Source organism: Sphingobium sp. RC1 (assembly GCF_059738765.1).
In genome coordinates this window covers 1,986,890-2,010,055 of sequence record NZ_AP027306.1, presented here as the reverse complement: position 1 = coordinate 2,010,055, position 23,166 = coordinate 1,986,890, and the positions used below count along the sequence as shown (strand labels likewise).

General features: G+C 59.0%; 13 protein-coding genes. 7 read left to right on the top strand and 6 right to left on the bottom strand.

Annotated features, from left to right (window positions below):
* Positions 1-263: 263 nt before the first annotated feature.
* Positions 264-851, bottom strand: a complete 588-nt coding sequence (locus tag AC6JBC_RS09830) for a TetR/AcrR family transcriptional regulator (RefSeq protein WP_498024028.1) — start codon at positions 849-851, stop codon at positions 264-266.
* 561 nt (positions 852-1,412) lie between these two features.
* Between AC6JBC_RS09830 and AC6JBC_RS09825 the strand changes: the two genes are divergently transcribed.
* Positions 1,413-3,875: a TonB-dependent receptor gene (locus tag AC6JBC_RS09825; protein WP_498024026.1), complete on the top strand. Its 2,463-nt coding sequence runs from the start codon at positions 1,413-1,415 to the stop codon at positions 3,873-3,875.
* Positions 3,876-4,258: 383 nt separating this feature from the next.
* On the opposite strand, the gene AC6JBC_RS09820 is transcribed toward AC6JBC_RS09825, so the two are convergent.
* Positions 4,259-5,767 carry a GH39 family glycosyl hydrolase gene (locus tag AC6JBC_RS09820; protein WP_498024024.1) on the bottom strand — a complete coding sequence of 503 codons (1,509 nt, stop codon included), beginning with the start codon at positions 5,765-5,767 and terminating at the stop codon, positions 4,259-4,261.
* A 219-nt stretch (positions 5,768-5,986) separates the two neighbouring features.
* Between AC6JBC_RS09820 and AC6JBC_RS09815 the strand changes: the two genes are divergently transcribed.
* The gene (locus AC6JBC_RS09815) at positions 5,987-7,672 is read left to right on the top strand and encodes a family 43 glycosylhydrolase (protein ID WP_498024022.1); all 1,686 of its coding nucleotides are present in this window, start codon (positions 5,987-5,989) and stop codon (positions 7,670-7,672) included.
* Positions 7,673-7,759: 87 nt separating this feature from the next.
* Here the strand turns inward: AC6JBC_RS09815 and AC6JBC_RS09810 are convergent, their stop codons facing one another.
* Positions 7,760-11,134, bottom strand: a complete 3,375-nt coding sequence (locus AC6JBC_RS09810) for a glycosyl hydrolase (RefSeq protein WP_498024021.1) — start codon at positions 11,132-11,134, stop codon at positions 7,760-7,762.
* A 103-nt stretch (positions 11,135-11,237) separates the two neighbouring features.
* Positions 11,238-12,695 carry an NAD-dependent epimerase/dehydratase family protein gene (locus tag AC6JBC_RS09805; protein WP_498024020.1) on the bottom strand — a complete coding sequence of 486 codons (1,458 nt, stop codon included), beginning with the start codon at positions 12,693-12,695 and terminating at the stop codon, positions 11,238-11,240.
* 127 nt (positions 12,696-12,822) lie between these two features.
* Here AC6JBC_RS09805 and AC6JBC_RS09800 point away from each other — a divergent pair, with 127 nt between their 5' ends.
* Positions 12,823-14,544 carry an FAD-binding protein gene (locus AC6JBC_RS09800; protein WP_498024018.1) on the top strand — a complete coding sequence of 574 codons (1,722 nt, stop codon included), beginning with the start codon at positions 12,823-12,825 and terminating at the stop codon, positions 14,542-14,544.
* 42 nt (positions 14,545-14,586) lie between these two features.
* Positions 14,587-15,240 (top strand): TetR/AcrR family transcriptional regulator, encoded by a 654-nt coding sequence (locus AC6JBC_RS09795; protein ID WP_498024017.1) that lies wholly within the window; start codon positions 14,587-14,589, stop codon positions 15,238-15,240.
* Positions 15,241-15,355: 115 nt separating this feature from the next.
* Here the strand turns inward: AC6JBC_RS09795 and AC6JBC_RS09790 are convergent, their stop codons facing one another.
* On the bottom strand, positions 15,356-15,967 hold the full coding sequence (locus AC6JBC_RS09790) for a TetR/AcrR family transcriptional regulator (RefSeq protein ID WP_498024016.1): 612 nt from the start codon (positions 15,965-15,967) through the stop codon (positions 15,356-15,358).
* Positions 15,968-16,340: 373 nt separating this feature from the next.
* Between AC6JBC_RS09790 and AC6JBC_RS09785 the strand changes: the two genes are divergently transcribed.
* The 3 genes from AC6JBC_RS09785 (at position 16,341) to AC6JBC_RS09775 (ending at position 22,768) form a co-directional block, all read left to right on the top strand.
* Positions 16,341-18,692 carry a TonB-dependent receptor gene (locus tag AC6JBC_RS09785; protein WP_498024014.1) on the top strand — a complete coding sequence of 784 codons (2,352 nt, stop codon included), beginning with the start codon at positions 16,341-16,343 and terminating at the stop codon, positions 18,690-18,692.
* Between the two features lie 152 nt (positions 18,693-18,844).
* Positions 18,845-21,226, top strand: a complete 2,382-nt coding sequence (locus tag AC6JBC_RS09780; protein ID WP_498024013.1) for a glycoside hydrolase family 3 N-terminal domain-containing protein — start codon at positions 18,845-18,847, stop codon at positions 21,224-21,226.
* Positions 21,227-21,250: 24 nt separating this feature from the next.
* Positions 21,251-22,768: a GH39 family glycosyl hydrolase gene (locus tag AC6JBC_RS09775; protein ID WP_498024012.1), complete on the top strand. Its 1,518-nt coding sequence runs from the start codon at positions 21,251-21,253 to the stop codon at positions 22,766-22,768.
* Between the two features lie 96 nt (positions 22,769-22,864).
* Here AC6JBC_RS09775 and AC6JBC_RS09770 read toward each other — a convergent pair whose 3' ends face one another.
* Entirely contained in the window at positions 22,865-23,146 is a 282-nt protein-coding gene (locus AC6JBC_RS09770) for a hypothetical protein (RefSeq protein WP_498024011.1), read from the bottom strand.
* Between the last annotated feature and the right edge of the window lie 20 nt (positions 23,147-23,166).

Genomic DNA, 23,166 nt, shown 5'->3' with positions numbered 1-23,166 from the left:
TCACTTATGGTTTGGCAAACCGGGTTATCCAAAATGCAGCAAGCAGCCGCTCGGATTCATTCTCCGCTTCTGGCTAATGCTATAAATTGCTTCTTCCACAGCGGACGATGCTCTGCCGCAAAAGCATGATGAGAATATTTGGCAATCACCAAGTTTTGTCAATGGCGATTTTTAAGAAAGGCCGGTTTGACGAGCGCAAGCAGGGGCAAGGCGTTGAAAAACCTCGCCTGACCTTCCTGCTTATACCGCGGTCTCCCGTCGGTTTATGTATTCCGGGACTTGATCGGAGCGGGAGGCAAATTCGCTATTTCCGCCTGCGTGATCGTCTTGGCCAGGTCGACCAGACTCTTGATTGCAATATTCTTCACGCTGGGCATGCAGGAGGCCCACGGCCGGTTATAGCCTGAAAACATGGTCATGCCATCGACTGCGCCGTAGATAAATATGGCGACCACTGCGGCGTCATCATGACTTAATGCCGGATTCAGTTGTTCAACCATTCCGGTAATCAAGCGGTGAACATGGCGATGGAGAGCTTCCAGCCTGTCAGCCACGACTTGATTGTGGTTGGCCATCGCCCAAAGTTCAGTGAACAGATGCGCCGTCTGCTTTGTGCTGACATCATCCAGAATGTGCGCGATGAGCCGGGCCAACCCGTCCTCGGCGAGGAAATCAGGCTGCTCCATAGCCCATTTGACCTGCTGTTCACCGGCAAGCAGGATCTCGTCCAGCAGAACCTCGACCAGCATTTCCTTGCGGGGGAAATGGTGGTTCACATGCCCCACCTTCAAACCGCATTCCGTAGCAATGCGCTGAAGCGTAAAGGCTCCCGCGCCTTCCTCCACCAACACATGCAACGCAGCCTTGAGGATCGCGTCTACCGTCTCGGCTCCGCGCGAATAGACGCCAGGCTTCCGGCGTCGCGCTGTTTTCAAGTCATCGCTCATCGGTCGCCTATATCTGTCGCTAAGCGGCGATCAGCAAGCGAAACCGACGGGAGGCAACGCCGAAGAGCTTTTATACAATCTCGAAAAAGCGGGCGACTGAGGCGCTTATCGGCAATTCAGCTGTATTTCTCAAGCGCACTTTCCTCCTGCTACCCCAGGCCCGAATTTTCCTGATTGACAAAACCTTGTCAATCTCCAAGTATTCAAAACTAGTCCAGCATGGCAGCATGTCGTTGGACGAGGATTGACGGGCGGGTCCCGAATTTTCGGGCGATTTCTGAATGTGAGGGCGCCTCCAAAGTCAACAAGTGCTTCTGGAAAGAGGAAGATAAGACCGGACGCGGTAAATAGAAGTAAATGCCATATGTTCATTCGTATCGGATGGGCCTGTCTTTGTTACGCCATAAGAACTCGTATCACATCAGAATAATGGCAGAGAATCATAATTAATAGAGGGGAAGAAACATGACTGTGCGACGTTTGCCGTTGATCCGTACGCTGATGGGAACAGCCGTTCTCGTCGGTTGCGCTGGAACGGCCTTTTCTCAGACATCGACGCGACAGGACGAGCCTGCTCCGACCGCCTCGGCCGACGGATCGGGCCTTTCGGAAATCGTCGTTACAGCACGTAGGCGCGAAGAACGGCTACAGAATGTCCCGATCTCCGCGACCGCGTTCGACGCCAACTCACTGACGCAACGTAACATCTCAAATACGCAGGACCTGCTGGGGCAAGTACCCTCGCTTGTGGTCGGCGGATCGGGGCAGCAGCGCAATACCGAGAATATCACGATCCGTGGGCAAGGTGCGACCTATAACGCGGCGCCGGGCGTGGTGCTGTATTCGGCCGAAGTCCCACTCATCGCGGATCAGCGCAACAACGCCCAGAATGGCGGCGGCCTCAACTATTACGACCTTGCCAGCCTGCAGGTCCTGCGTGGCCCACAAGGCACGCTGTTCGGTCGTAACACAACTGGCGGCGCGGTCCTGTTTGAACCGCAGCGTCCAACCGACCGGCTCGAAGGCTATGGCCAGATCCAATATGGCAATTATGACTCGATCGAGTTGCGCGGCGCGCTGAACGTGCCGATTGTGGAGGATACGCTCCTGCTGCGTGTCGCCGGCATCTACCAGAAGCGCGACGGTTTCACGCACGAAATCACCACCGACACGGACCTAGATAATCGCAATCGCTATTCCTTCCGTGCAGGTTTGACCTGGCGCATGGCGCCCGGCATCGAGAATTATCTCCTCGCGACCGTGGGCCGCGTCCAGGAACATGGCACGGGAACGGTGCTTAATGCCGTCCCGGACGGCGTTGATCCTCAAACAGGGCTGCCATTCAGCACCTATCTCCAGCAACAGATCGGTCGCGGTATCCGGTCGGTCGCACTCAGTCCGTTGCTTTGGAGCGAACGGACGCGCTATTTTTCCATCACCGACATCTTTTCGGCAGAACTTACGGATGCTTTGACTTTCCGCAATGTCGCCAATTACCAGCGGTTGAAGAATAGCGCGCCCTTCGATGGCGATGGCTATCCTGACGACCACAGGCCGCCATCCACACAAGGCGGTACTTTGATCGGGGCGGACGAGATCGATCCCGGTAGATTGCCCAGCTACAATTACTACACCGATGCGCGGCAATATTCTTTTGAGCCCCAGCTTCAGGGCAAGCTCGCAGGGGAAGCGCTCAACTTCACCGTAGGCGCCTATTATGAGAGCGTTAAGCCGCTGGGCGCGCAGTTGGTTTCAGCTTTCAATCCGACTCGTCGCGGCCAGAGGACGATCAGCCAAGCCCTGTATGCACAAGGAACGCTATCCTTCGGCAGCCTGTCAGAAAGCCTTGATGGACTGCGGCTGACCGCGGGCTATCGCTATACATGGGACAAGCTGACGGCATTCTCGAACTTTGGGTTGCCCGATGCGCCCGTCACGACGTCCAGCGCTAAGTTCAAGGCGCCGAACTGGACAGTCGGCCTTGATTATAATGTAAACCAGAATGTGTTGCTCTACGCAAAGGTCAGCCGGGGATACAAGACGGGCGGTGTCGGCACTGCGACCCCCGCACCTGATCTGCGTTCCTTCCAGCCGGAATTCGTAACCGCTTACGAGGGCGGCATAAAAGCCGACTGGCATGTCGGCAGCATTCCGATCCGCACGAACATCAACTATTATTACACAAGCTATAAGGATTTGCAGAGGACCGGCGGAACCGCCTATTTCTACAATGGGCAGCAGGTCTTTGGCGCGCAAACCAGCAATGCGGGTAAAGCGCATATTCAAGGGGTGGAGTTCGAGGGCGAGGTGCGGCCCGCACGCTGGCTCACGCTGTCGGGCACCTATTCCCACACCGCCGCAAAATATGATCAATATACTGCGCCATCGCTGTTCCCCGATGGCATTCCTGCCTTTGGCCTGCCGCCGGGCTTCGATTGCGGAGTGGGTGTTCCGTTCAATGGCGCAACGGGTCAGTGCGTCCTGACCAACATCCCTTTTCAGTTCACGCCGAAAAACCAGTTCAGCATCACCGGCAGGGTCGATTTGCCGCTTGATGAATCGATTGGGAAGGTCAGCATTTCGGCAACCTATTCCTACATCGATGCCCAATATACCTCACCGTCCAAGGCACCCATTGACGAGCCGTTCGCCTATATCGGCGGCAACTGTCCCCGCGTGAATAGCGGAACCTATGCCGGGTCGGTCCAGTGCGGACCGGGAGATGGCTATGGCTTGCTGGGACTGAACATACAGTGGCAAAATGTCGCTGGATCGAACTTCGATCTTGGCGCTTTCGCGACAAACCTGACCAATGAAAAATATATCATCAGTAGCCAGGGTGTATCCTATCAGAACGGATTCAACTCATACATTTATGGTGAGCCCAGAATGTACGGCATTTCGCTTCGGTATCACTTCGGTAGCTGAGCAAGCAAAGCGCAATCGCCTTCGAAGGAGGCGGTTGCGCTTTGCCTACTGGATTGACTTCCCTGTCGATCCTGTCGATCCGCGGGCGTCTGGGCAGAATATGTATCGGTCACTACTGGACTTGTACCGGTTTTGCGCCGGTCACCTATCTCATTATGCACCTTGGCCTCAAAGGCGAGTGGGCTGATGCCGCCCAAATATGAATAGCGCCGCCATGAGTTGTAGAAGCCGTTGATGTACTATGCTTCATCATCTCGTCGGTCTCCTTGAACGAGCCTTAAACTCTCAAATGACCGGTACAAAACCGTCACAAGTCCAGGAACTGATGCGCATCATGGCGAGCTTCATCCCTGGGATGGCGGAGGTCACGGCGGCCCCAATCCTCACACGGATTCGATCAGCACTATGCCTTCGGCGGGAAGATCGAGCGTCAACTGCCCACGGCTATCGAGGGTCCTCGTCTCAGGCGTTGCGATCTCGGCGGCCATACGGATGGCGTCCAGCTGTTCACGCGTCGGATATTGCGGTGATCCCAATGCCCGCCAAGCCGGGTAAGGTGATCCGCGCTCCTGATCGACATAGCTCAGTTGTACGCGGTTCCCAGCACTAGCTCCTTTCATCCGGACCGTCAGGGTCTTGCGCTCACCAAATACCTTCCGCTCCTTGCTTGCGCCCGGAATGCCAGGGGCTTGCTGCACATCTGCAAGGTTCCAGACCAGCGCCGCGAACTGTCCGTCTGCCTTGCGCGACGCCAATACCGGCCCCTCAGCAGCCAACCTGCGATGACCCAGCCGGTGCAGCAGCTTGTAGGTGTTGAACTCCGGCTTTGCGACGCTGCCCCGCGCTAACATTCCCCAGCCATTCTGGCCTTCCTTAAAGACCCAGTTGGCGACCATATTCTCCTCATATTCGCTGCTGATCTGCCACTGACACATGGCATGACAATGAGGCAGGCTGTTCGTGATGGCGTGCGCGATCATCGCCGGGCTATCGGCGCTCCATTCATTCAGCCACAACTCCGCTCCTCTGTACCGGGTGGCGTCGATCTGCCGACGGGCCAGGGCTATGCCCGCCGGCACCACATCATACTGCTTATATTTATCGGCGGCACCGAAGATTGCAGCCTGGTCATCGCCCGGGTAGATATGGGTGGATACGAAATCCACGGGAGCGTTGTTCTTTTCGCAAAAGTTCAGGAACTGGGGGATCCATTGCACGGCGGATGTTGCCGGGCCACCGGTCCTTATCGCAGGATCAACCGCCTTCACCGCCTTCGCTCCCGCGGCGTAAAGCGCGAAATATTCTTCCTGCGTGCCGGTCCAGAACCAGGATTTGAGGTTAGGCTCGTTCCACACCTCGAAATACCATTGCCGCACCTCGTCTCTGCCGTAGCGCTGCACAAGATGGCGGACGAACTTCTCGACGAGTTCCCCCCATTTTTCAGATGAGGTCGGCGGCGTCACATTGGCGCGATAAAAGCCGAATTCCTTGGTTCCGCTCGCCAGTCCGCGCGGCATGAAGCTCAGCTCCACGAATGGCTGAATGCCTCTGTCCAGAAGCCCGTCGTAGACTGCGTTTACATTTTGAAAATTGCTGCCCGCGCCAACGCCAAGTTCATCGTTGAATATGCCGTGAAATCGTATGCGCTCTAACCCCGCTTCATTCTTGAAACGCTCTAGATCCTTGCGCCATGGCTCGCGCAAGGTAATCGCGGCGCGGTCTGAGCCCATGCAGCGGGACCAGATATGATCCAGCGCGCCAGTCTCCTTCCGCAGGTTTATCTCGACGATGTCTGTCCTTGCCTGCGCCGCAACCGGGGAGGCCACGGCAGCGAGAGTGAGCGCTCCCCCGGCCACTGCGAATTCGCGACGCGTCCACTCGCCACTGCTCATTACCATCCCTCTCCGAATACCCTGCTATAATCGGACACCTATCCAAGCCGGGAGAATAATGCAACTCAACCGTATACTTTTAGCCCTGTTCGGAGCTATGCTGGCGTTCCGCTTTCAAGTTGTAGAGGAAATCGGCTGGTGGAATTTTTAGAACGGAACAGGGGTGTGCGAGCCGGTTTCAGGATTGCAACAGTAAGCGTGTCAGCGTTGGGGCTAGGCATGTCGATGTCCGCAGAAGCTGCCGACAGCTACCGCCTGGAGACTTATGCCAATCCGGTCGATTTACCGTACCGGTATCAGGCGCCGGTCAAAATTCCACAAATCCAATTGAAGCTGAGCGAAGCGTATCGCGAAGCTGCGGATCCGACGATAGTGAGATATAAAGGGCTCTACTGGCTCTTCGCGTCGCACTCCAAGGGCTATTGGCAGTCGCCGGATCTGAAGCGCTGGACATTTGTCGAAGGGAGCGGCTTTGCCATCGACAAATTCGCGCCGACGGTCGTCATATTGCGTGACCGCATGTATCTGGCAACGAGCGAGAGCACCCGGCGCATCTGGACGACGGACGATCCAAAGTCCGGCCGCTGGTATGAAGCCGCCACCATCGACGAACGGTATGAGGACCCGGGGCTGTTCCTCGACGATGACGGCCGCCTATATATGTATAGTGGTCTCGCATCGCGCGGGCCGCTCCGCGTGGACGAGCTCGACACCACTAACTTCCGCGTGATCAGGACCGCGCAGATTTCCCAGTCCCGCGACAAGGAAAGGCGCGGGTGGGAAGTGCCCGGCGACAATAATGAAAAAGTAGACGCGCCGTCCTTCGTCGAAGGATCGTGGATGACCAAGCGCGGGAAGAAATATTATCTGGAATATTCAGCGCCTGGTACGGAGTTCAAGGCCTATGCCAATGGCGTGCTGGTCTCCGACAATCCGATGGGTCCGTTCGTCTACCAGGACTATAGCCCTTTCGCGGTCAAGCCGACCGGCTTCATCACTGGCGCCGGTCATGGCAGCACTTTCGCGGACGCTGATGGTCGGTGGTGGCATGCAGGCACGATGACTATTTCCCAGCGTCATATTTTCGAGCGACGGCTCGGGCTGTTTCCGTCCCGTTTCACGCGAAACGGCGATCTCCTGACGGACACATATCTTGGCGATTATCCGCGCTTCCTGAATGGCAAGCGGGAGTTGACGGGATGGATGCTGCTATCACGCCGTAAGGCTGTCAGCGTCTCATCGACGCTGGACGGATTTCCCGCAGAACAGGCGGTGGACGAGGATTCGCGTACCTGGTGGTCGGCGCAATCTGGTGGCGACGAATGGTTCCAGATCGATCTGGGTGGACGTAAGCGGATCGAGGCGGTGCAGATCAACTTTGCTGATCAAGGCAGCGCGGGACGCGGTGTCAGCCAGGATACCTATCGTTATGTGCTGGAACTGTCGGACGATGGACGCGACTGGCGTCGGGTAATCGATCATTCGGCGCAAGGCCGGGACGCGCCCCACGACTATCAGGTGCTTCCCCGCGCCGAGCAGGCCCGCTTCGTACGCTTGCGAAACATGCATATGCCCGACAGTGCAAAATTCTCCCTCTATGATTTGCGCGTGTTCGGGATGGGCGCAGGTAAAAAGCCCGGTCGTGCAAGCGCCGTGCAAGCCACTCGCAATGCTGCCGACCCACGGCGCGTGACGCTGCAGTGGAAGGCCGCTCCTGGAGCGGAGTTCCATGTCGTCCGCCTCGGACGGCGGCCCGATCTGATGAACCAGAATTTCCAGGTGTATGACGGTGCGACGTCGCTTGACGTCAACAGCCTGAATCTTGGCGCGGGCTATTGTGCCGCTGTCGATGCCGTCAATGAGAATGGCATCACGCGCGCAACGAGCACGCGCTGCTTCGACTGATCGTCCTCCGCGACCCAACCGTTGTAGCCGGGCTCGCGGGCAGATGCGTTGGCCGGGCGACCATTCTGGCCGCTCGTGCCAAGCCGTTCAGTTGCCCTGCACTTCGCGCAATAGGCGCACCGGCCCGATGAGGCCGGATGACGGTAGTGGCGTGTCGGCAGTGTAGGGCGTGCCGCCGAACGGCTTGCCGCCCGGGCCGATCGTGTCGAACACGCTGCGTGGCTGCTTGAAGCCGAGGCTGGCGGCGTCCTCATGGGTGAAGCTGATCCGCTTGGTCACACCAGGCTGCCGGTCGCCGACGACGCGATTGACCCACAGGTTACTACTTTTAACCTCGATCTTGTTGGGGCCGGGCTTGAGCATGCCGGTGATGTCGAGCTTGTACGGCTCGGTCCAGGCGATCCCGGCGGATTGGCCGTTGACCAGCACCTCAGCGATCACTTCGACCCTACCAAGGTCAAGCTGCAACCGGCCGCCATCCTCCAGCCACGCCTTGGGGACCCGCACGGTGTGGGTGTAATTCGCCGCGCCGGAAAAATAGCGCACGCCGGCATCGGCGTCTGTGCTGAGGTCGCGAAGCCGGTCGAGCCGCAGCTTCGCAGGTGCCCCCTTGTCTGGCGGGAAAGCGACGGTCCAGTTATCCGACAGGTCGGCGAGTTGCTGCACGGCCGCTGCTGGCAGCTGCCGACTTGCCGCGCCCTCTCCCCGGAACAGCACGAAAACAGAGCCGAACCGATCGAACGGAATATTGACGATGGTGCGCGCGTCATCAACCCGATAGCTCGCTGGCCGCGAAAGGCCGGTTACAGGATCCAGTATCTGGACATCCTTGCCCGTGACGCGGAAAGCTGCCTGCACCGTTTGCGCCCGATCCTGGCGATTGGAGACGAAATAAAGGTCGGCATCAGGCAACCGTCGATGAAGGAAGCGAACCTCCGCATCGACGGGCGCTTGCACCAGTTCGAAGTCCGGGCGTATCTGCTCTGCGGCAATGGCGGCATCCAGTGCGGTTATCGGATAGACTTTGCCCGCGCCGACCTTGCGCACCCCGCCATTTTCGGGCCACAGCTCAGCGATCACGGCGGTGACCTTCTTCTGATCGTCGCTCTGGCTGGGTGATCCCAAAGGCCGTTCGCCGACCAGCACCGCGCCGTCGCGCACCAGGTCGCGCAGCCGTTCCAGCGTGGGCAAGGTCAGCCACTTCGTTTGGCCGCTCATGTAAAGAAGCCGCCAGGACATGCCGTTAGGCGTCGCCAATCGTCCGTCCTTGACGGTGAGACGGGTCTTGATCGCGTCCGCATTGACATAGTCATATTGCAGACCGTTGGGCACGGCGGGGGGCGTCTCGCCGAAGAGGCCGGTGATGGACGTGCCCTCGCCATAAAAGACCGCGATGTCGTTCACGGCCTGGCCCTGTTGCAACAGGTGGGAGGCGCGGGCGAGGTAGGAGACCCACGGTCCCGCCTGTTCAGCCCAGGTGTCGTTGCGATTGAACCAATGACCGAACGGCCCGAGCACGAGGCCCGGCGCCTTGCCGAGTAGTGGCTGGTGCACCGAACTATGCAGGATGAACCTGTTCACCCCCGCCAGCATCATCAGGTCGGCATCGGGCTTCAGACGTCGCGGAAAGACAGACCAGGGCGAGCCGTGTACGGTCAGGGATTCCGCAGCGACGATATTCTGGCCCCAGATATGGGCGACCGAAGCCGACTCCCGAATGTCGGCAAAGGCCGACGGCTGGAAAACGCCCGGCTTTTCCTTAGCCCACATCGCCGCCATCGGAACGTCGGCCGACGCCTTCATCTCCATGCCGTCGCCTATGGCGGCGGGTGGACCTTCATGGGATTCTCCGTAACGGATCATCCCCGCCTTGTGCAGCTCGGCAGTCAGCGTGTCATAATGTTCCGTCTTCAGCAGGTCCTGCAGGGTGCGGCGGAAATCCCACAGGAACCGGTCGCTCACCTCGGCGCTGTCCACCACATATCCGACCAGCACGGGCAGGAACGGCGTCGCGTCATAGCCGCGCAGGCGCTTGAACTGGTCGAGGATCGCAGGGGTCCAGTTCGCTTCCCCGGCTTCCCAGCTGTCGAACACCATATTGGTGACGCCGCCTTTGCCCAGCTTGCCGCCACTCGCCTCGCGATAGCGATCCAGATATTGCGTGATGTAGCTGGTGACGTCCGCCTTGCTGAGCTTGTCCACCTCCAGCCCGCGGCCCGACGCCTGTGCAGGCGCGTTGGTCTGACCGGTCAGCGAATAGCCGAGCCGCAAAACCGTCCAGTTCCCCTTGGGCGGGGTCCAGTCGAGCGACCCGTCCGGCCGCAGCCGTGTCGTAAGGTCAATCACATCTCCTGCTCGCACGGCGCCGGCGGCGGACGGAGTAGCCAAGGCGTAATAGTCGCGGGAGAGGACGAAGCCCGCCTTGCTTTCCCAGGCATTGACCATCGGGGCGCCATGCAGCACCAATTCGGAAACCAGCAGCTTGCCTGCCGTGGATGTTCCAAGATTGAGGCCGCTGGACTTGCCTGCGGGTTCCTTGCCCGCTGGCACGACGACCCTGAACCAGCGCGCCGTAGCCGCCGGAACTGCCGTGGTGCGTTGCGGTCCAGCGGTTTCCAGGCCGCCGACCTGCCGCCAGCTGCGGCCGTCGCTGCTCGCTTCCAGCCGAGCGTCAGGTCCAAGACCAGCGCCGCCCCGGCCACCAAAATGAGCGTAGCTGCCCGTCGCGACGGTGACCGCCCGAACCGTGACAGGGAGGCCATAGTCGAACTGCAACCATGCTTCGCCGCCCGAAGAGACGGGAGCCAGCTCGCTGGCGGCCACAACGTCGCCGTCCGTCAGCTTTTCCGCTGTGAAGCTGCCACCACTTGCGCTGATAACAGGCGTTGGCAGGATGGCGCTTCCTGGCGTGCGGAAGGCGATCACCCTCGCGTCGCGGTAAAAGCCTGAGCTGCCAAAACCAGCGCGATTATTCTGGAACAGCCCAGCTGAAGAAGGCGGGCTTGCAAGCTTGCCGGTGAACGGCTGACCACCCGTCAGCTTTGTCTCGCTCCAGACATATTTCTTCATGGCCTGTTCGGGCTTGACCCAGGGCGCGCCGGTCTCGCTCCAGCCCGGCGATCCAGCGACGCCGATGTCGAAGCCCTTGACCAGGCTCTGGTCGACGGCCTGCTTGAAAGCCTCCTTCCAGCCTTCGCTCATGTAGGGCAAAGGGTTTTCCACCACGCGAGGCGCGCCAAGATCGACGTCGAACGCCTGGTATCCGCCAAGGCCAATCCTCTGCATCCAGTCGAGGTCAGCTGCGATCCCGGCGGCGCTGATCTGTCCGCTGTTCCAATGCCACCACACCCGGGGCTTGGCGGCGAGAGGCGGTGACCGGAATGCCTCCAGCAACTTGTCATCCTGCGCAGCCGCCGTGGGCGCGCCAATCGCCATCAACGGCGCGAACACCGCGAGCAGCATTGACGGAAGTGACTGGAGGACTCGTGCGCGTGGCTTTGTCTGACAAATCATGCGCGTGAAATCGGCGCGTTGAAGCGGACCAGTCAAGCTAAATCCCTCCCGATCAATTGGGATTTGGAGCGTATGGAATGGCGGAAGGCCCAGGCCACACCTGAGCGAAGAAGGCGTTCGCCACCGCAATATCGTTGTAGGATTCAATGTCCCTCTGGCAAATGGGGCACCAATGCCCCCCAGCCAGGTAAAGATTTGGTGACATATCGAAGCTGTGGCCGACGCTGCATTCAAAGTGCGCCGGAGAGTACGGGTCGCAAAGCGCTTCGGCATGGCATTTGCCACCACGATAGGCCGCTGCTGACCTCAGATCTTCGATGGACCATTCACTCTTCGGCTTGCTGTCATCATAGCCATGGTCGAGCGGTTCGGGATCGCGTGAGGGCTGTGCGAATAGGAAGTCATCCCAGCTCGCGGGGATTTGCTCCCATTCTTCGCGAGAGCCGAAATAGGCGTCGATATGTTCGACGTCGTTGGTACGCATCCACTGGACCGGACCGCCAGCGCCTTCCGCCGTCTTCTGAATCTGCTTGCGCCCGAGGCCGGGGAAGAAGCGCATGATGGTACGCACTATCCAGGGAATGCGGCGCGGAAGCTCCGCGAAGAAGTGTTCGATCGTGGTGTGGCGGTACGGTACGAGTTCGTGCAGCCGATCAGAATCCAGATACCATTGGCCGTGGAAGTTTCGGGTGGCCAGCCATTTGGGGTCCAGCAGACGGCGGAAGTCCCTGACCCCCATCGCGGCCATCATCTTGACCATCAATTCATGGTTGACGAGCCGCGCGGACGCACCGCCGCCTATATTGTAGAAATGGCGCCAGAAATGCTCTGGAACATCGTCGCCGCACAATGCCGCCATCAGTCTGGCGGAATCCTCGACTGTCGACCACTCCATCACCCCATTAGGTGGGTTGTGGAACATGATCGGACCTTGCGTCTTCCACATGTCATAATGTGCCATGCCCGTCTGCCGGATCGACACCCAATGTTTGAGGCCGGATTCCGCAACAATCGCTTCACCTTGGGCCTTGGTGTCGGCATAATGGCCGTTGAATCCGGTGCAGATCGGGTCTCCGGTGCGCCCCCAGTGGATTGGCGGATTGCGGCTGCCGGTCTGCGCTACGGTGCCGATGTAAACCAGGCGGATGTCATCGGCATTCGGCTGCGCCTTGATTGCCTCTACGACGTTGCGGGTGCCCCCGACATTCACTTTCTCAACGATCGCTGGCGGCAGTTCGTCAGCGAGAGGCGAGACCAGGGCGCCCATGTGCAGCACGATGTCGGCGCCTGCGACCGCTTGATTGATCGAGACGGCGTCCGTGAGATCGCCCCAGGCACAGTCGATGCCCTGACGTTTGCGCAGGCGGCGAATGACTGGGTGTTTTCTTTCCTCCGGACGGACCAGCACACGAAGCCTGATGTCTGACTGTTGCAATAGCGCGTCCACTACCGCGCGGCCCATATTGCCGGTCGCGCCGGTCACCAGCACCAGCTTCCCGTTTTTCGGCATGTTCTGTCCTTCGATCCGATGATCTTCGCGTCGTTAAAGCCCGAAAATGTATTTGCCAATTGAAATGTACATTGATGTCCATTTAAGAGCTGCGGGACGATTCTTTTGTCCGGAAGGGAATGCCAGGATGAGCGATTTTCAAACCGAACCACGGCCGGGGGACCCCCACTGGCATAGCGAGGTCGAAGCTCCGCTTGTCGTCGATGATGTTGGCTCGATAGAATGGGATTTCGCTGCGGACGTCGTCATCGTCGGCTATGGCGGCGCGGGTGTTTCAGCAGCGCTGGAGGCGAGGGAGCAAGGTCTTACCGTACTCGCCATCGACCGCACCGACGGCGGCGGCGCGACCCGCATCAACGGCGGCATCTTTTACGGTGGCGGCGGCACTCCCGCGCAGCAGGAAGCGGGCGTGGAAGATAGGGCGGAGGATATGTTCCGCTATCTGCAATTGGAGACTCAGGGCGTCGTCGGCGACGACACACTGCAACGCTTCTGTGACACCAGCGCGGAAACGGCACGCTGGCTCGCCAAGTACGGCGTGCGCTTCGAAGGGCGGCTCTACGCCAAGAAGACCAGCTACCCGCACACCGACTATACGCTCTACCATTCGGACAACAGCCTCGCGCCCAATTATAAGGCCGTGGCGAGACCGGCGGCACGCGGGCATCGGGCGCTGGTCGATAAGCTCGATGCGCCGATGGGATACGGGAAGGGTCTCTATGACCCGCTGCGTGCGTCGGCAGATCGAGCGGGCGTCGAATGTCTGACCTCAGCCAAGGTGCGCCAACTCGTTGTTGATCGATCCGGCCGTGTCGTAGGGGCCTGCGCAATTCAGATCCCAGCTCACACAAAGGAAGGACAGCGCCACGCCGCCTTGATGCGGCGCGCGACTGCACTGGTGCTGCGCCTTCCTCCGTCGATGCCCTTCGCCGGGTTGCTGGCGCGTCACGCCGCTCGCCTCTTTGCCAAGGCCAAGGATTTGGAACAAAGCATCGGTATCAAACGGCTGGTACGCGCTCGCAGGGGCGTGTGCCTGTCGGCGGGCGGTTTCATCTTCAATCGGGCGATGGTCGCCCATTATGCGCCAAAATATCTGAAAGGAATGCCGCTAGGCACGCCGGGCGACGATGGCAGCGGCATAAGGCTGGGGCAGAGTGCAGGGGGCTTTGTGTCGCGTCTGCACCATGCCAGCGCCTGGCGTTTCATCAATCCCCCTATGGCGTGGGCACAAGGCATGGTGGTGAACAGCAAGGGTCAGCGATATGTCAACGAGATGCTCTATGGCGCATCGATTGGCATGCCGATGGTTGAGGATCATCAGGGCGTGTGCTGGATTGTGCTGGATGACGAACAGTTCCGCAAGGCTAAGGCGCAGTGTCGCAGTAAAGCGATATTACCCTTTCAGGGCTATCCGGCGCTTGCTGCCATGTTGCTGGGGTCGAAAAAGGCAGCGAGCGTTAACGCTCTTGCTCGCAAGTGCGGCATCGATCCTGTGGGACTGGAGCAATCCATTGCAGATTATAACCGGCTGGCGGGCAGCGGTGATCGCGACCCGTTCGGCAAAGCGAACGAGGATATTGTGCCGATCCGCAAAGGGCCTTTCCACGCGATCAACATGTCCATCGATGCAAAGCTCAGCTTCTTGCCCGTGCTGACGCTGGGCGGGCTTAAGGTCGATGAGTCTTGCGGGGCGGTGCTCGACCAGCATGGAACCGCGATTGCTGGCTTATACGCTGCGGGACGAACTGCCGTTGGGGTCTGCTCAAATATATACGTTAGTGGCCTGTCAGTCGCAGACTGTGTTTTTTCCGGACGGCGCGCGGCGAGGTCCATGGCTCAGGTCGCTTGACACCTATTGTCATGGACGCAGCTGAGCATCAAAGGCGATAGCATGGCCCATCCGAAGCCCAGCCTAGATAAGCTCGCGATCAAGCGCGGGCGTCCCACAGCCGAAGATGTCGCACGGATCGAACAAGCGATCCTCTCAACAGCACGGGGGATGTTTCTGGCCGAGGGGTTCGACGGCGTCGCCATGGAGGCTGTCGCAGCCGAGACCGGGATTAGCCGCACCACCCTCTATAGCCGCTACGCGACTAAGGCGGCGCTATTTCGGGCTGTAGTCCAAAATACCGTTGAGCTCTGGTATGCGCGTCCTCGCCCGAATGACTTGCTTGATCATGCTGATATTCGCACCATCCTGCTATCTCGTGTCGCGGACATGGCAGCCGTCCTTGTAGATCCGCTTTTCCGCGCCTTCCATTCGCTGACTTTGTCCAACCGGCATCGGTTCCCGGAATTGGGGATGATGATGCACGAACTCGGCTATGAAAATGCCGTGCGACTATTATCCCAGGACATACAAAATTCGGCTCAGCGGGACCGCGTTCAAGTTAAGCGGCCTGAACTGGTGGCCCAGTTGATCATCAACGGTGTATATGGCTGGTTCATCCAGCATGATTTGGTCCGGGAAGTAGCAGCGTCCGAGATCGAAGTTCAGGGCCAAACCGTCGTAGATATGCTGATGCAGTCGCGCGAAACCTGGTAGGAGTTTCCAGCAAACGCTCTAAGGCTCTCGGGAGCACAACCGCACGAGCCTTCTTGAACAAGCTGCTCGATGACCGCTACTTTCGTGCGAGCGCAGAAAGCGGCCGACCTTCGGATCACCAAGCGGTTTGCCCTTCAAAGATTACCTCTACCGCATCTTTGGCGAATGCCTCTACTTCCCCTCTTTCAAGCTCGCGAACGAGGTCTTGGGTGCGGCGCCACCCGATGATCATGCTGAGCAGCTGTTGCGCAACGCGCTCCGGGTCCTGGACCGGCCTTGAGGTGCCTGCAGATCCCTTGCGGATTTCCGCCGCCAGGAACTCCAGTTCGTACCGATAGCCAAGATCGTGAAAGGCTTTGGCAAATTGAGGGAAACGCGAGGAGGTTGCTTGAATTAATCGGTCAAACGCTCGCACCTCTGTCCCGCCCAAGGCGTGGGCGAAGGTTTGCGCATGCCTGATCATTCTCAGTTTGAAATCGTCGGGCAAATTTACGTCATTCTCACCGGCAGCGGCAGCCCATCGTCTTACGCGATCTTCGATAACCCCATTCATGAGGGCCTCCTTCGTCGCGTATCGCGAGTAGAGCGTTCTCTTTGACACCCCTGCGCCCATCGCCACCGCAACCATTGAAGTTGCGTCGTAACCATGGGTAAGAAATAGCTTTGTCGCCGTTTCCAAAATAACGTTCTCTATCAAGCCCGCTTCTTCCAAAGTGGGTCTGCCCATCTTGCCCTTTCGGCTCACCCTTTTCGACGCTTCCAAAATCAACGGTCCTCATCTGCTTACCCGCTGCTCCTTTTTGGCATCTTGGAAGCGCAGGATTAGGTCAACCACCGGATATGATGGCGGCATACCCCTAATCTCGCTTTAGCGGCCCGGCAGAGGAAATTGCAATCAATCTGGCCTTGCCCGCAGAGGCGAGGCGAGCTTCAAAAAATGATCCTTATGTGTTTACTTCTTGGCCGATTCAGTTCAAGTGAATGACGCTGCTCAGCAAAGTGAGGGTGTTTGAACTAGGCCAAATGGTCGATGCGCGAATGATTTGGCTCGCAATGATAGCGCTACCATACGATCTAAAGTTTAAAATGAGGGAGGAAGTATGAAAGGGATGTTACCAAAGAAAAAGCTGCTGTGGCTGATGACCGGCGCAGCTTGTGGCGCTTTCTCGGGAGGGGCGGGCGCGCAAGAAAATGCGCAAAATGTGGCTAACGGCGCAAATCGCTCCGACACCGAAATTGTTGTGACTGCTACCCGCCGGGCGCAGGCGCTGCAGGATGTTCCCATGAGCATCAATGTTGCGACTGGCGAGCAGATTGAGCGCCTGAAAATCTTTGACGTCAAGGATGTGCAGCAACTCGCGCCGGGCCTCGAACTGAGGAACGACAATGGCCGCAGCAATACTGCGACACTGCGCGGCGTCTCCTTCGATCCTGATCAAGGCACCGGCCCGTCAGTAGATCTCTACTTCAACGAAGTTCCCGTGGACGCACAGACCGCGTTCACAGCCATCTATGACATCGACCAGATCGAGGTACTTCGTGGTCCGCAGGGCGGTCTGCGTGGTCGTACAGCCCCATCTGGCGCCATCACCATCCGCACCCGTCGGCCGAACCTTAGTGCCATTGAGGGCTATGGACAGGCTACGGTCACGGAGGACGCTGGTTTCAATGTGCAGGGCGGCGTTTCGCTGCCACTGGTGCAGGACAAGGTCGCGCTCCGTGCATCGATGCTGGTCGATGGCAATCGCGGCGCCCAGGTCCGCAACATCAAGCGTGACGATTGGACGCGCAGCCGCACTATGAGCGGGCGCCTGTCATTGGCATTGCAGCCCGCCGAAGGCTTCGACATCAATCTGATGTACCAATATCTGAACGCGGATAACCGCGTCTACCCGCAGGTTTTCGGTCCGGGTAATGCCGCGATCGGCAATCCGCCTATCGCGCTGGGCGACCGGCTGGCTGTCGCCGAGGGTCTCAGCCGTTTCATTAACAATAGCCATTTGCTCACTCTCGACGCAAATTACGATCTTGGACCGGTTACGGTCGCGCTTGTTGCTGGTCATCAGGAAACGAAGCTGACGCAGACCGGCGAGACTGACGGCGGAAACGCGATCCACAACTACACACCGACGCAGATTACGCGGACGCCCTATAATGTGGATACGGCTGAACTTCGGCTGCTGTCGAATAATGACGGCTTCTTCAACTGGACGATCGGCGCCTATTACACCAAGCAGACCGGCAATGTGACCGTCAGCAATCCACTTGACTACATCGTTGGCGCTCCCGGCGTGCCGTTCCCCGTCTTCATTCAGCCTGTTCAGGGCCTCATCCAGATACCTGTCAGCGGTGAAACCATGGCGGTGGCGGGCAGCGTCCGTCTGAAGCCGACCGACAATCTGACGATCGAGGCGGCGGGCCGCTACACTCGCCTCAAGAGCAAACAATTCGCGACGATCACTATCCCGGGGAGCGGAACTTTCCCCATTGTCGATTTCGACTCAAAAGCGCATCCTTTCACCGGATCGGCCACGATCACTTATGAGTTCAGCCGTGATCTCACCGTGTATGGCGCTTATGGTCGGTCTTATCGCGGCGCGACGGCAGGCGTCGGTACTCCGCAAAATGTCAGCACCGACCTTGTGATCAGCAAGCCTGAACGATCTGACTCCTTCGAAGTCGGCTTCAAGTCCGCTTTCCTCGACCGGCGGCTTTCGCTCGACGTGTCGGCTTTCTACCAGAAGTTCGACAATTTCATCTCCCGCTTCACCGGGATCGCCACGGATCAGGGGGCCCAACTCTTCCCTGGCTTCTTCGCAGGGCCACCAAACGGCTCGGTCGATACAAATGCCGACTATAATTACAATGGCAAGGCCAAGGTGAAGGGCATTGAAGCCACCTTGGCGGGCAGGCCGACGGACAATTGGGACTTCTCGGTCAGTGCGTCCTACGTCAAGGCGCGTTTTCAGAATGCTCTTCTGCCGTGCAACATAGTCGATCCCGCAACGGGCCGAAATATTGTTGTCCCCAATGCGGCGTTCGGCGGGCTGAACAATGTCAGCTTCTGTGAGCGTAATTCGCGTCTGGCAGATGTCCCAGACTTCAGTCTTACCGCAAACAGCGAATTCCGCTTCGGTTCCGGCCCGATACAGCCATTCATCCGTGGCTTGATCAGCTATCGTCCGAGCGTATTTTCCGAGCGGCAACAGTTCCGTTATCCGCATCGGGAATTGATCAACTTGTTTGTCGGTTTGCGCGGCGAAGAGAATAAGTGGGAAGTTTCGGCCTTTGTCCGTAACTTGCTAAACCAGGACAAGCTTACAAACGTTTCAATCACCAACGCGATCACAACGGCCAGCAATGATCCGTCGATCACCTATGACTCGGGTTATCGCACCGCTGTCCTTACCAATCCACGCGAATTCGGTCTGTCGGGGTCGATCCGCTTCTGATTGACTAGGCCCGCCAGCCATATTCTGGCTGGCGGGCCAACTTGCACAGTTGAAATAAACGAAACTGTACTGTTTACTTAACGCCTGGCTGTACTGTAAAAGGCTGACAGGATTTTGGCTCGCCTAAGATGGCGAGGATATTAACATCATTCATGGAGGATTTTGTGGCGGAGCGGCTGGCAGTTACTCGGCGCATGTTCATCGCTACCACCGCTTTGGCCATGCCTGTTGCAGCAATGGCGCAAATGGGAGGCAGGGCCGTCTACCGCGATCCAAAGGCGCCGGTAGAGGATCGCGTCCGCGATCTGCTCAGCCGTATGACGCTGGAGGAAAAAGCCGCGCAGATGCGCTCGATGGCCTATACCAAGGCGTTTTTCCTGGAAGGGGATAATTTCTCGCCAGACAAGGCGATGAAGGTCTTCCAGAACGGCATCGGCCAAATCGGCAATCCAAGTGACACCAGCGGCACCAAGCGCGCTGCGACCGACGCTTATCGCGCACCCGGTGAGACGATCGACTTGATCAACGCGATCCAGCGCCATCTCGTCGAACAGACACGGCTCGGCATCCCTGCGCTCTTCCACGAGGAGACGGCGCACGGGCTGAAAGCGCGCGACGCGACCATCTTCCCTATTCCTCTCGGCCTCGGAAGTACTTGGGACCCAGCCCTTGTCCAACAGGCGTTCGAACTCGCGGGGCGCGAGGCGCGCATGCGTGGGGCAACGGTCGCGCTCAGTCCGGTGCTCGACCTCGCCCGTGACCCCCGCTTTGGTCGGGTTGAGGAGTTTTTCGGCGAAGATCCCTATCTTGTCAGCCAGATGGGCATCGCCTCAGTGCTAGGCCAACAGGGGACGCGGCCACTTGCCGCCGATAAAGTTTTCACCACGCTGAAGCATTTCATCCACGGTTCTCCGGAGGGCGGGCTCAACACCGCGCCCGCCGACATGAGCGAACGGACTTTGCGGGAGAATTTCCTGGTCCCCTTCGAACAGGTGATCAGGAAAGCTGACCCCGCTATCATCATGCCCTCCTATAATGAGATTGAGGGCGTTCCTTCCCACGCCAATTTCGAATTGCTCCAGCGCACAGGCCGTGAGCGGCTTAAGTTCCGTGGCGCCTATTTCAGCGACTATGGCGGCGTTACCAATCTCGTGACCCACCATAATATGGCTGCGAACGAAAATGAGGCGGCGGTGCTGGCTCTCCATGCGGGCGTCGATGCCGAACTGCCCGAGGGGCAGGCCTATGGGCGGCTTCCCGAGCTGGTCCGAGCCGGGCGCATCCCCGAAGCAAGTCTGGACGCCGCTGTCAGCCGCATCCTCGCGCTCAAGTTTGAAGCCGGGTTGTTCGAAAACCCCTATGTGAACAAGGCTCGCGCGTTGCGCCAGGTGAATGCCCCGGCCAGCAAGGCGCTCGCTCGCAAGGTCGCGCAAAAGTCGCTGGTTCTGCTCAAGAATGACGGTCTGTTGCCCCTTGATCCCGCCGTGGCGCGCAAGATCGCGGTCATCGGCCCGAATGCGGTAGAACCTCTCTTCGGCGGTTATTCGGCAGTCAATGCGCAGGCCGTCGGCATTTTGGCTGGCGTTCAGGCTAGGGCAGGCAAGAATATCACGATCGAACATGCCGAAGGCGTGCAGATCGTCAAACCCGATAAGTTGGCGCAGCATCTCCCCGGTAGGTCAGCGCGCTTCGCCGATCCCGCGGAAAATGCCGCGCGCATCGCGCAGGCGGTTGAAGTGGCCAAGCGGTCCGACGTCATCCTCCTTGTCGTGGGCGACGTGCCGGAAATCACGCGCGAGGCAATCCATGCGGGCGCGCCTGGCGATCGCAACAGCCTAAATCTGTTCGGCGATCAGGACGCGCTGGTCGAAGCGATGATCGAGACTGGTAAGCCGATCATAGCGCTGCTGATCAACGGGCGGCCGCTCACCGTGACGCGGCTTGCGGAAAAAGCGAACGCGCTCGTCGAGGGTTGGTATCTCGGACAGGAGGGCGGTAACGCCTTCGCCGACATGCTGTTTGGCAAGGTCAATCCCGGCGGCAAGCTGCCGGTCACCTTCCCCCGCTCGGTGGGCGATCTGCCGATGTTCTACAACCAGCATCCGTCGGCCAAGACCGGCAAGCGCTATGTCGAGGGCAAGCCCACGCCCTTGTTCCCGTTCGGCCATGGCCTGAGCTTCACGACTTTCGAGATATCGTCGCCACGCCTCGCCAAATCGACGATTGCCGTAGGTGAAACCGCGATTGTCGAGGTCGATGTAACCAACACAGGCTCAAGGGCTGGTGACGAGGTGGTGCAGCTCTATGTCCGCGACGATCTGAGCTCGGTGCCGCGCCCGCTGCTGGAACTGCGCGGGTTTGAACGCGTCACCTTGAAGCCGGGCGAAAAGCGTAAGGTGCAGTTCCGGCTTGATCCGGACAGCCTGGCCTTTTGGAACATCGACATGGCCTATGTCGTCGAGCCAGGGACCTTCACAATTCATGCGGGTTCCAGTTCGGACAAGTTGAAATCAGTGAAGCTGACGGTCGCCTGACCGCGACGCGAGGGAGTCGGATCGATGTGGAACCGTAGGGAAATCATGGGCGCAGGCGCTGCTGCTTTCGCAGCTTCTTCCTTTACCCGGACAGCCTTTGCGCAGGGGGAACAGGAGCAGGTTGAGATCGACCTGCGTCAGGACATCGGCGCGCTTGATCATATCTGGTCGCGTTGCGCCGGCTCGGATCGCGCATCTGCGACCCTGCGGGAGGCGTGGCGGAATGATCTGGAGCGCTTTCGTAACGAAACTGGCCTTGAGCGGGTGCGCTTCCACGGCATCTTCAATGATGACCTGGGCGTCTGGCCAGGCGGCATGAACGGCAAGGACCCGAACTTCCAGAATGTCGATGCCGTATATGACGGCGTGCTGGAGCGCGGCGTCCAGCCCTTCGTGGAACTTAGCTTCATGCCCAAGAAGCTTGCGAGCGGGAATACAAAGCTCAGCTTCACCTACAATGCCAATATCACGCCGCCCGCGTCACCCGAAGCCTGGGGCCAGTTCATCGCCGGGTTCGTGCGCCATTTGATCGATCGCTATGGCGCGAACGAAGTGCGGCAATGGTATTTCGAAGTGTGGAACGAGCCTAATCTGACCTGGTTCTTCAGTGGGACCCAGGCTGATTATTTCGCGATGTACAAAGCAGCAGCGCAGGCGATCAAGGGGGTGGATCAAAAGCTACGGGTCGGCGGTCCTTCGACAGCGGCGGCGCAATGGATGCCCGAATTTCTTGGGTTTTGCGCACAGGAAAATCTGCCAGTCGATTTCGTGTCGACGCACATCTATGCTGGCGACGACCAAATGGAATTATTCGGTCAGGCCAATCGCTATCCTCACAAGGATGTGATCCCTGCGGCCATGGCGCAGGTCCGCAAGCAGATCGACGCCACCCGCTACAGGGGTGCGGAATTGTGGCTAAGCGAATGGTCGTCCGACAGCCCGGCGATGATCGCCCATGTGATCAGCAATTGCCTGCCCTACTGCCACGCGATGTCGCAATGGTGCATCAGCAATGTGTTCGAGGAAATCAACTTCCCCAACTTCATCCTAAAGGAAGGGGATGGCGGCTGGGGCATGCTGGCGCAGCGCAATATTCCCCGCCCGTCTTTCAACACCTACAAGCTGCTGCACCGGCTGGGACAGCGCCGTCTCGCCGCAACTGGCCCAGCGCTCGCAAGCCGGACCAAGGAAGGTGCCGCGGCGCTGGTCTGGAACCTTGCGGAGGTGAAGCAGCCTTCAGGCGTCCCGGGCATGGCCAGCCAACGCATCGTCAATGGCCAGCGGAAAAATGTGCAGGTCAGGCTGAAGGGCGCGCGTCCTGGTGCGACCGTCCGCGTCAGCTATGTCGATCAGGAACGCGGCTCGCCCTTGCCCAAATGGCGTGAACTGGGGTCTCCGCAATATCCCAGAAAGGGTGAGATCGATCAGATCCGGCGGTCAGCGGAACTCGCGTCGCCCGAAACACGGCGGCTGGATAGGCAGGGGGTGCTCACGCTCGACTTGCCGCCGGAGGGTGTGGCGCTGATCGAGTTGAAGGCCTGATCCGCTGTCGCGATAAGGGAAGGGCCGCCGGGTTCGTCACCGGCGCCGGTCGAACTCGACTGGCCAGGCATGCTTATCCCGGCCAGCCTGTCCGTCTTACTTCTTCAGCTTGGCCAGATCGGCGTCGATCTCGGCAAGGACCTTGTCCGTGATCTGGTCAGGCGAATATTGCTGGATGTCCTTCAGCGTCATGGCACGAGCCATATCAACCTGATCATTGGTGGTCATGCCGGGAACATGCTTTTCCAGGATCGCCTTGGCCGCCGGGTCATCAAGCAACGCGCCGATTTCAGTGGTGCTCGACGAATAGGCGGCCTGCGCGAACACAGGCGTCGGTGACATCGCCATCAGGGCAGCGGCGATAATCAATTTCCTCATCATACTCTCCGTTCGATGGG

Coding starts and splice junctions, on each gene's coding strand:
- AC6JBC_RS09825 (WP_498024026.1), top strand. CDS start 1,413: ATGACTGTGCGACGTTTGCCGTTGATCCGTACGCTGATGGGAACAGCC.
- AC6JBC_RS09820 (WP_498024024.1), bottom strand. CDS start 5,767: ATGAGCAGTGGCGAGTGGACGCGTCGCGAATTCGCAGTGGCCGGGGGA.
- AC6JBC_RS09815 (WP_498024022.1), top strand. CDS start 5,987: ATGTCGATGTCCGCAGAAGCTGCCGACAGCTACCGCCTGGAGACTTAT.
- AC6JBC_RS09810 (WP_498024021.1), bottom strand. CDS start 11,134: ATGCTGCTCGCGGTGTTCGCGCCGTTGATGGCGATTGGCGCGCCCACG.
- AC6JBC_RS09805 (WP_498024020.1), bottom strand. CDS start 12,695: ATGCCGAAAAACGGGAAGCTGGTGCTGGTGACCGGCGCGACCGGCAAT.
- AC6JBC_RS09800 (WP_498024018.1), top strand. CDS start 12,823: ATGAGCGATTTTCAAACCGAACCACGGCCGGGGGACCCCCACTGGCAT.
- AC6JBC_RS09795 (WP_498024017.1), top strand. CDS start 14,587: ATGGCCCATCCGAAGCCCAGCCTAGATAAGCTCGCGATCAAGCGCGGG.
- AC6JBC_RS09790 (WP_498024016.1), bottom strand. CDS start 15,967: ATGGGCAGACCCACTTTGGAAGAAGCGGGCTTGATAGAGAACGTTATT.
- AC6JBC_RS09785 (WP_498024014.1), top strand. CDS start 16,341: ATGAAAGGGATGTTACCAAAGAAAAAGCTGCTGTGGCTGATGACCGGC.
- AC6JBC_RS09780 (WP_498024013.1), top strand. CDS start 18,845: ATGGAGGATTTTGTGGCGGAGCGGCTGGCAGTTACTCGGCGCATGTTC.
- AC6JBC_RS09775 (WP_498024012.1), top strand. CDS start 21,251: ATGTGGAACCGTAGGGAAATCATGGGCGCAGGCGCTGCTGCTTTCGCA.
- AC6JBC_RS09770 (WP_498024011.1), bottom strand. CDS start 23,146: ATGAGGAAATTGATTATCGCCGCTGCCCTGATGGCGATGTCACCGACG.